Below are 8,041 nucleotides of genomic sequence, written 5' to 3' on the forward strand. Positions count from 1 at the left end.
GGTGTTCCTTTAGCCAAGTTTTCGTAAAATTGCTCCATAAGTAGGCGAGTACTATAATCATCCACCTTCCATAAAGATGCCATCACAGTTTTAGCTCCACCTTTGAGAAAGTAATAGCCAACACCAGCAATTTCCCTGCCATCCAGTCCTTTCCCACCTAAAGCCGTTTCGCAAGCTGACAGCACAGCCAGGTTCACATTGCGCAAATTTAGCCAAGTTTCAATCTCTGGAATGGCTAGCTTCTCCCCCGTACCCAGCAGCAGGAAAGACTGATTTGCTCGTCCTGGCACAAATTTGCTATGGGTCGCGATGTGTAAAAAGTGATGATTGGGTAAATTATCTCGTAAGGTGAAAAAATTAAAGTCTCGATTGAGGTACTCTATGCCGGGATAAATTCCCGATTTTTCAGATTTATTTTGCCGCACGATCGCATTTAACTCAAGTGGCACATTAGGCAGAGGTGGAAACTCACCTATGGCATCAGACACGCCTAAAGCAAGAACCTGATTTTGATCATTAGCAACAGCGGTTTTGGATCCTGATAACCTGTTAGCAAGCAGAGACTCATTGGTAGGTAATGGCGTCTCGGTCAAGTTAGCAGATAGCACGGTAGAAACATTATAGTTTTCCATCAAGTACTTTTCGCCATCATACAGAGCGCTCATGGGAATATAGCGCGTTGAGCGGTCTAGAGCAAAGACTAAGTTATGAATGTTATTGGCTTTCAGTTCTCCTTCCAATGGTTTGATCAGCCAGTCATAAAGTTGCTTACTGGTTGCGTTTAGCTCATCAATATTTGAAGAACGATTTTGTAATAATCGGCGAAATTTTGTAACCGTTTCTTCCAACTGAGTTTGATTGACTCCTGAAACTTCTGCACTGGTAAAAATGCCTCCTTTTGATGCCCACATTAGCCAAATTTTGTTGTCTAGTACCAAAGGATAAATCAATAGGGTACCGGGTTGAGCTTCTACCAGTTTTTGGGCTTTTTGAGCCAATTGGTTAGGGTCAACAAATGCCTCATCTGTAGCACGCTTGTTGCGAATAGCTGTTTCGAGCTGATCTAGTGTTTGATAATATTGTTGGGTCACGACCTCCCGCTGTTTCAACAGTTGCTCCAACTCTGAACAACGAGTTCGCTGGCATTCAGCCAGCCGATTGCCAAAACGGATTAAACCGCCATATTCTTGAAAAATCTGTTGCTCGGTCGGTGTTAGGGTCAAGCTAGGAGGCTGACCTTGTTGTGTGTTGTTAACTCTGGGGTTGCCGGTGTACTCGCGCAACTCTTGTCCTTTGAGCAGTTCTACCACCTGTAGTGCTTCTAATTTGCGCGTTTGGGCTAGCAGTAAATGGGTAAAAGATCGATAAACATCGGTGGCTCCTAAGCCAAGCATATTCTGAATAGCTTGAGGAAAAGAGCGTTGCAACCAAACGGGTAGGCCAGCAATTATCCTAGGATTTTGTTCTTCATTTTTGTTAATAGCCTGCTTGTAGTAAGCGATCGCTGTAGCTAACAGATTGGATTCTTGGTAAAGGCGGGAGAGTCCTGCAAAAGCGCTGAAACTATTGCTGATTGACAAAGCCTCTTGATAGGCGGCGATCGCTTGTTGCTTTTGTCCGGCCTGCCTATGAATTTCACCGAGAACTTCTAGAGCTAATCCTTCTAAATCCTGGTTCTTTAGCTCTTGAGCAATAGCTCGACTTTGGTTAATCAATTCCAGCGCTTTTTGAGACTTTCCGTTCTGAGAATAGCCCAAGCTGGAAACGATGAGGGCTAAGGCTTCCACTCGAGAACTTTTGATTTCTTGCGAGATGGCTAACCCCTGCTCGGTTAATTGAAGAGATTGTTGAATATTCCCCTGCCCTAGATAAGCCAGACCTTGCATTACTATAGCAGTGCCTTCTTCTTCCCGCTTTTGCAGTTTTTGTAAAACATCTCTCCCTTCTTCCGTAGACTCAATAACTTTTTGGTATTTTCCCTCCTGTAGGTGAACACCAGCTAAAGTCAATAATGAAGAGGCAGCAGCAGTGGGAATATTGTTTTCTTTAGCTACTTTTAAGCCGTGCTGAGCAAAAATAACGGCACTTCGATTATCTTGGCGGGAATCGTACACACTACCGAGCCGCGCTAGGGCGTTGGCTTCTGATTCGTAGTCTTCAATTTTCCAAGATGTTGTTAAGCCGGATATAGCCGCCATCGTTGCTTTTCGATAATCACTGGGCGGCGAGGCTAAAGACTGGGAAGCCCTAGCTAGAGTCAAAAAAGCGACGGCCTCTGCTTGAGAATTGTGCAGTGCTTGAGCTAGTCCCAAGCTGGCCTTCGCTGACTCAAGGGCTTGCTGATATTGTCCGGTAGAATTATAAGCCTCTCCTAAAGCCATCAGCACTTTTAATTCCGTATCACGCTCTCCCAGTTCTTGTGCGATCGGCAAGATTTCTGCGGAAAGTTCAATCGTTTGCTCCGAGTTTTTCACCGAAGTATAAACATTGAGCAGTTCCCTGAGAATTTGAGCTTTTTCGGTACGAGTATTGGTATTTTTAATAGAGGATAAATTCAATTGATTGGAAATGTTTTGAACTGACCCAAAAGTTTGCCCTGCTTCTGATAATTGATTGGGCTTTAAGGCGCATCTTGCACCATTTGTTAAGAGGGGCGTCTCGCCTGTCCTACACTCAGGGATGATTCGGGTGGGGTAAGCATCGCCACTACCCCAGGGAAAGCTGGTTGAGACAGGTGTAAAATCTGAATTTAGCGGCTCTATGCTCTCTGGAGATAGCTGTGCTGTCTCCACTTGGAAGTTAGGCATCATCCCTTGATGTGTACAAACAAGCAATGCACATTTTTGCCCATCTTCCCATCTCCCCATCTCCCCACCGCCCGCCCTCCCTCTCTCCCCATCTATTTCTGAGACAGGAGCGACTCTGTTTAGAGTTTTTGCCACGACAGGTTGAGGAGGGATTACAGAACACAGCAAGGCAGCCGTTGCAAAGCCAAGCAATTTCAGAGATGGATGCATAGGGAAAGTCGGGCAGCGTAGAGCACGATATGAGTTGACAAAATATCCTATCTGTTATATTAGAAACTTCTAATCTACCTACAGTAGGACTTCTGTTCGCTGGCATTTCCGACCCGCTGCCAAGAACTGTACCTCACCCCTGCTTCCTGAGAAATTTTTCAAGTGAGAAACAAAATGGCATCAAACTTTGTCATTAGGCTTGGGTTCTGCCATCTTTAGTAGAAATACCCTACTCTTCGTTTAAGATCCTGTGCACATGGCTTGGTTTAATCGTTCATCACGCATCATTATCCTGACGGCAATACTGGCGATGGCTTTAACGATAGGGTTTGGAGCCAATCTCTCCGCGCAGGTGCCAAAGCAGTCGAGACCTAGCTCCTCTCTCAGCGGCAAGTTACCCAACCGATGGAATTTCACTCTACCCAAAGGTCAAGGACTTCCCGTGAATCGACAGGGCGGAGCAACCAGAGGTGAAGAATGCATCGAACCTGTTGATGCAAAAGTCACAGCCTTGGTTCCAGATTCGGGAGTAGGAGCAACGGCAGCACCGTATCCAACTGTTTTTTGGTACCTGCCCAAGGCATCCGCATCAGAGGTGGAGGTGGTGGTGCGGGACGCTAAGGAGCAGGATATTTACTCCACGAAGTATACATTGGCGAAGTCGGCGAACGGAACTGTCGTGGGTTCTCCGGGCATCATGAGTTTTTCTCTTCCAGCCTTTGCGAACCTCTCCCCTTTGGAGATGGGTCAGGAATATCACTGGATACTAAGGGTCATTTGCCCTGCCGATTCTGCCGATGATTTCGAGTCCTCAAAGGATATCGTGGCGAGTGGCGGAATCGTGCGAGTTAGACCCGACCCAACTCTGGCTCAAAGAATTCAGCAGGCAACGCCTCAGGAGCGTGTTGCTCTCTATGCTAATGCTGGGCTTTGGTACGAGACGGTAAGCGGTTTAGTTGAGCTACGGCGCGATCGCCCGAATGATAGTGAGCTAACACAGGCTTGGAATCAATTGCTCAATTCAGTTGGGCTGGATAGCACGTTCAAGAAACTATAGAGATGAGTTTGTTCTTGGGAATGGGGAATTAGAATTTAGTGTTTGTAGGGTGCCTTACCTAGCTCTAGAGAAGGCACAAGACAGCTCTAGGGCAGGCACAAGACCTGCCCCTACAGTCCCTAAATTTATCGGGCTTAGGGGGTGCGGGTCAAACCCCTCGTGAATTGACCAACAACATCATTCATTCGCAAGCAGGTGAGCAGATAGATGCCAGAAGTGAGTCACCTTATTCCAACGGCAGAGTAACGGTAAATGTGCTGCCGACTCCAACTTCACTGCTCACCGCAATTCTTCCTCCATGCAAATCTACGGCTCTTTTAACAATCGCTAATCCTAATCCAGTTCCTTGGATTTTATCCACATTACTCGCTCGATGGAAAGACTCAAAAAGCCGTTTTTGTTCTTCTTTGGGAATGCCAATACCCTCATCTTGAATTTGGACAATAGCCTCTCCATCTTGATAAGCCAATGTTATATTTACGGTGCCGCCTTGGGGTGAATATTTAAGGGCATTGGAGAGCAAATTTCCGAAGATATGTCGTAATAACTTTTCGTCCATGCAAGCTCTAGTTGATGGAGCATTATTCACAAATTTAAGGGTATGCTGCTGACTAATATTGAGTTGCATTTCTTCGAGTAGAGAGAGGAAAAATTGTTCTAGATCCAGAGAAGTAGGGTTAAACTCTAATTTCCTGGCATCGGCTTTCCCAATGAGTAGCACATCATCCAACAGGCTAGTCATGTGTTGAACGGTGTTTTGAATGCGATGCAAATGGCTGAGTTTTTTCTGATCGTCCCACCTGTGAGCGTAATATTCGAGTAATTCAGCGGAACTGAGGATAGTTGTTAGCGGGGTACGGAATTCATGAGAAGTCATAGAAACAAAGCGAGATTTGAGCTCGTTGAGTTCCTTTTCTTGTGCCAACGCTTTGCGAATTTCTTCTTCCGCTCGTCGCCGCTCAGTGATGTCATGAAGGGTTCCAGAGATGCCGATAATAGCATCGTTAGCATCTAGAATAAGTCGAAAAAAAGCTTCAATCCAGCGAACACTGCCGTCTTGAGTGCGGTAGCGAATTTCGTGATGGCAGTATTCTTTTTGTCTGGTAATCAGGGAGTGAAATTGCTCAAAGTTGAGTTGGCGGTCATCCGGATGAACGTAATTTAAAAAGTTCGTACCGATGCTTTCTTGTATCGAAAATCCTGTAATTTCAGTCCAGGCAGGATTAAGAAATATCCATACACCTGTTTCATCCGTTTGGCAAATCACATCTTTTATATTATTCACCACCAATCGATAGCGTTTCTCGCTCTTTTGCAACGCTTCTGCGGCCTGTTTTCGCTTAGTAATGTCGCGGAAAATTAACACTGCTCCCTGTAAATGTCCACGTTGGTTGCGAATCGGAGCACAACTATCATCAATGGGGATTTCCCTACCATCTCGTGCAATCAAGGTAGTGTTTTCAGCCAATTCAAGGACAATTCCTTCCTGTAACACCCGTTTGATAGGAATTTCAGCAGCTGCTCGTGTGTGTGCGTGGATAATGTGAAAGACAGTATCAATTTTTTGTCCGAGAGCGTCTTCTTTTGTCCAGCCCGTGAGGGCTTCTGCCACCGGATTCATAAAGGCGATCGCTGCGTTTGTATCCGTTACAATCACGGCATCGCCAATACTGGAAAGCGTGACTTCTAACCACTGGCGCTGTTGCTCTAATGCCTCTTCTGCCTGCTTGCGCTCGATAAACTGCCCGATTTGCTGACCAATTGCAGTTACCATTTCTAGTAAATCGCTGTCCGGTTGTCGAATTTCACGGCTGAGGAAGGTGAGGACACCGAGAACTTCCTTACTGCCTAAGATGGGGAAACCAAACGCGCCATGAACTCCCGCTTTGTCGGCAACAGCAGCACGGAGAAAGTTGGTGTCCTTGACAACATCAGCAATCCATGCAGGTTTCCCACTCTCCCAGATGCGTCCGGGTAGTCCAACACCTGGGGCAAAGGTGATGCTTCGAGTCACGGCTTCAAATTCAGGCACTTCAACGGAGGACTGGTACCACACTTTGACACAATCCAGTTGGTTGGCTTGGTGGTTGACACACCAGAGTTCGCCAACGTCCCATCCCAAGCCGTCACAAATGGCTTGGAGAATTTTTGGGGTGGCTTCGTGTAAGGTGGTGGATTCTGCTAAGACTCGTGCTGTAATGTACTGCGTTCGTAGACGTTGTTCGGCTCGTTTGCGCTTGGTGATGTCGCGAAAGATTCCCGTAGTTGCTGTGGGTTCGCCATTTTCATAGTGGCAGTTGAGACTTCCCTCCAAGGCGATCGCACTGCCATCCTTTGCTAGGACAATCATGTCAACTTTCAGGCTTTCTTGTCCGGAGCACAGAGAGTTGAATAGTTCTCTACAATGATGCTGTTGTTTGGGATGGATGAAGTCGAAGATTGTCAGGCGATCGCATTCTTGTTGGCTGTAGCCGAGTGTTTCGCGCCACGCACGATTTACCGAGAGTAAGCGTCCATCACTCAGGGAAACGGTCTGAATCAGAATATTCGCATTGTTTAAGAAGTCTTGTAGTTGTGACTGGCTCTGTTGGCTTACCTCTTCTACTGGCTGGCGTTCCGTGGTTTCCGTTGCCAACTTACAATCAACCGCTTCATGTTTTTCCCCACGTCGCCGTGAGAGTTTAGCAACAGCGATCGCTAGATCCGAGAAACGAGGGAATCCCTTGTTTTTTAGCATAACCAGCTCATTGGAGTCTCATCAGGTCACTGAGACTAGGTTGAAGGGTAGATATACTTACGCGCACTACTTACCCTACTTTTTAGCGTTCAGTGGTTTCCTCATATTTTGCGAGACTTGATTAGGCTTCTGCCACCGTATTTTCACTAGGAATGAGGGAATTGGTAATGGCTAATGGGTAATAGGTAATGAAGTTTACTGCTATCTGCTCGTTGCTGCTGTCCTTGGTTCGGGAAAGACCTGAATGAGAAGATACCGTTGGTTCATTGACGAGGGGTCTGACCGATCACCCCAAAAAACCGGATATCTCCCTTTATTACGATATTGTGCAATTACACTCCTCTGTTATGGGTAAACCTAAAAGAGGTGCCCCTACAAAATCTCCCTTTATAGGGTTTAACCCCTCGTGAATTCGCCAGCAATATCATGTGAATGGCTGAGAAATTTCATTATTTACTGAATTCTTCCAAAATACCTAGCAGCAGAGACAGTTCATCAAGAGAGTATTCAGCCAAATCCAGCACCAGTTCTTGAGCTTTCAGATGCAAAAACTGCCACACCGTTCCACTGGTGATTATGCCCAAAATCCCTTTCTCCAATCGGTCTTGCATTTCTGACGCTTCTGGCTGGCTGTTTTTAATTTGAGCAGCAACCATCTGGGCAGCACATTGCCCGTAACCAGAAGCTAAGTCACTCTTCTTGGCTTCCACCAGTACAACGACTGGCAAACCGATAAACGCCTGCTGTCTTGCCTTGGCAATCAGAAAATCAACAAATCCGGAGAGTCCTCTGCTAGCGTCTACGTTGAACTCTCTGCCTGAGAAAATGCTAATGCTAGTGCTATGTCTGCGCTTCATCTCCCACATAATAGGAGCAATGAGCATCTCTGATCGCGCCTTTTCCGAGCCGATGGCGATAGCTAGGGGAAGGTTGAAGTCCAGGGTTTCTCTAAGCCAGGATGAAGGCTCTACAGATTCAATCCCCTCAAAGATTCTCTCTTGTTCTTGGTAGTTCAGGGCAAACTCTCTAATATCGAATCCGTTTGCATTGGAATCCTATTTTTTTAACGCAGAGAGCGCAAAGGGGGACGCAGAGGGACGCAGAGGTTTTTGAAGAATTCCGATGCAAGTGGAAATGATATAACTACTTGTTCCAAGCTGAATTCTGAATAACTCATTATCAAAGCGTGTGCAACAAGTGGTGGGGCACATCTTTTCAATCCCTGATAGG

5 protein-coding genes are annotated in these 8,041 nt (G+C 46.3%); 2 read left to right on the forward strand and 3 right to left on the reverse strand.

Annotated features, from left to right (window positions below; genetic code table 11):
- On the reverse strand, positions 1-2,834 hold a 2,834-nt coding region (locus tag V6C93_RS33520), incomplete at its 3' end, for a CHAT domain-containing protein (RefSeq protein ID WP_333481021.1).
- Between V6C93_RS33520 and V6C93_RS33525 the strand changes: the two genes are divergently transcribed.
- Both V6C93_RS33525 and V6C93_RS33530 read left to right on the forward strand, forming a co-directional pair.
- Positions 2,834-3,019, forward strand: a complete 186-nt coding sequence (locus tag V6C93_RS33525; protein WP_333481022.1) for a hypothetical protein — start codon at positions 2,834-2,836, stop codon at positions 3,017-3,019. The two genes, V6C93_RS33520 and V6C93_RS33525, sit on opposite strands and share 1 nt — an antisense overlap.
- Before the next feature lie 254 nt (positions 3,020-3,273).
- Positions 3,274-4,074, forward strand: a complete 801-nt coding sequence (locus tag V6C93_RS33530) for a DUF928 domain-containing protein (RefSeq protein WP_333481023.1) — start codon at positions 3,274-3,276, stop codon at positions 4,072-4,074.
- Between the two features lie 226 nt (positions 4,075-4,300).
- Here V6C93_RS33530 and V6C93_RS33535 read toward each other — a convergent pair whose 3' ends face one another.
- Together V6C93_RS33535 and V6C93_RS33540 are read right to left on the reverse strand one after the other, a co-directional pair.
- Positions 4,301-6,811 carry a PAS domain S-box protein gene (locus V6C93_RS33535; protein WP_333481024.1) on the reverse strand — a complete coding sequence of 837 codons (2,511 nt, stop codon included), beginning with the start codon at positions 6,809-6,811 and terminating at the stop codon, positions 4,301-4,303.
- A 449-nt stretch (positions 6,812-7,260) separates the two neighbouring features.
- The gene (locus tag V6C93_RS33540; protein ID WP_333481025.1) at positions 7,261-7,695 is read right to left on the reverse strand and encodes a hypothetical protein; all 435 of its coding nucleotides are present in this window, start codon (positions 7,693-7,695) and stop codon (positions 7,261-7,263) included.
- Positions 7,696-8,041: the final 346 nt, after the last annotated feature.

The organism is Allocoleopsis sp. (genome assembly GCF_036703385.1).
Taxonomy (GTDB): Bacteria; Cyanobacteriota; Cyanobacteriia; order Cyanobacteriales; family Coleofasciculaceae; genus Allocoleopsis.

What these genes read in the sequence shown, in the direction of transcription:
- V6C93_RS33525 (WP_333481022.1), top strand. Translation starts at nt 2,834, where the DNA reads ATGCACATTTTTGCCCATCTTCCCATCTCCCCATCTCCCCACCGCCCG.
- V6C93_RS33530 (WP_333481023.1), top strand. Translation starts at nt 3,274, where the DNA reads ATGGCTTGGTTTAATCGTTCATCACGCATCATTATCCTGACGGCAATA.
- V6C93_RS33535 (WP_333481024.1), bottom strand. Translation starts at nt 6,811, where the DNA reads ATGCTAAAAAACAAGGGATTCCCTCGTTTCTCGGATCTAGCGATCGCT.
- V6C93_RS33540 (WP_333481025.1), bottom strand. Translation starts at nt 7,695, where the DNA reads ATGCTCATTGCTCCTATTATGTGGGAGATGAAGCGCAGACATAGCACT.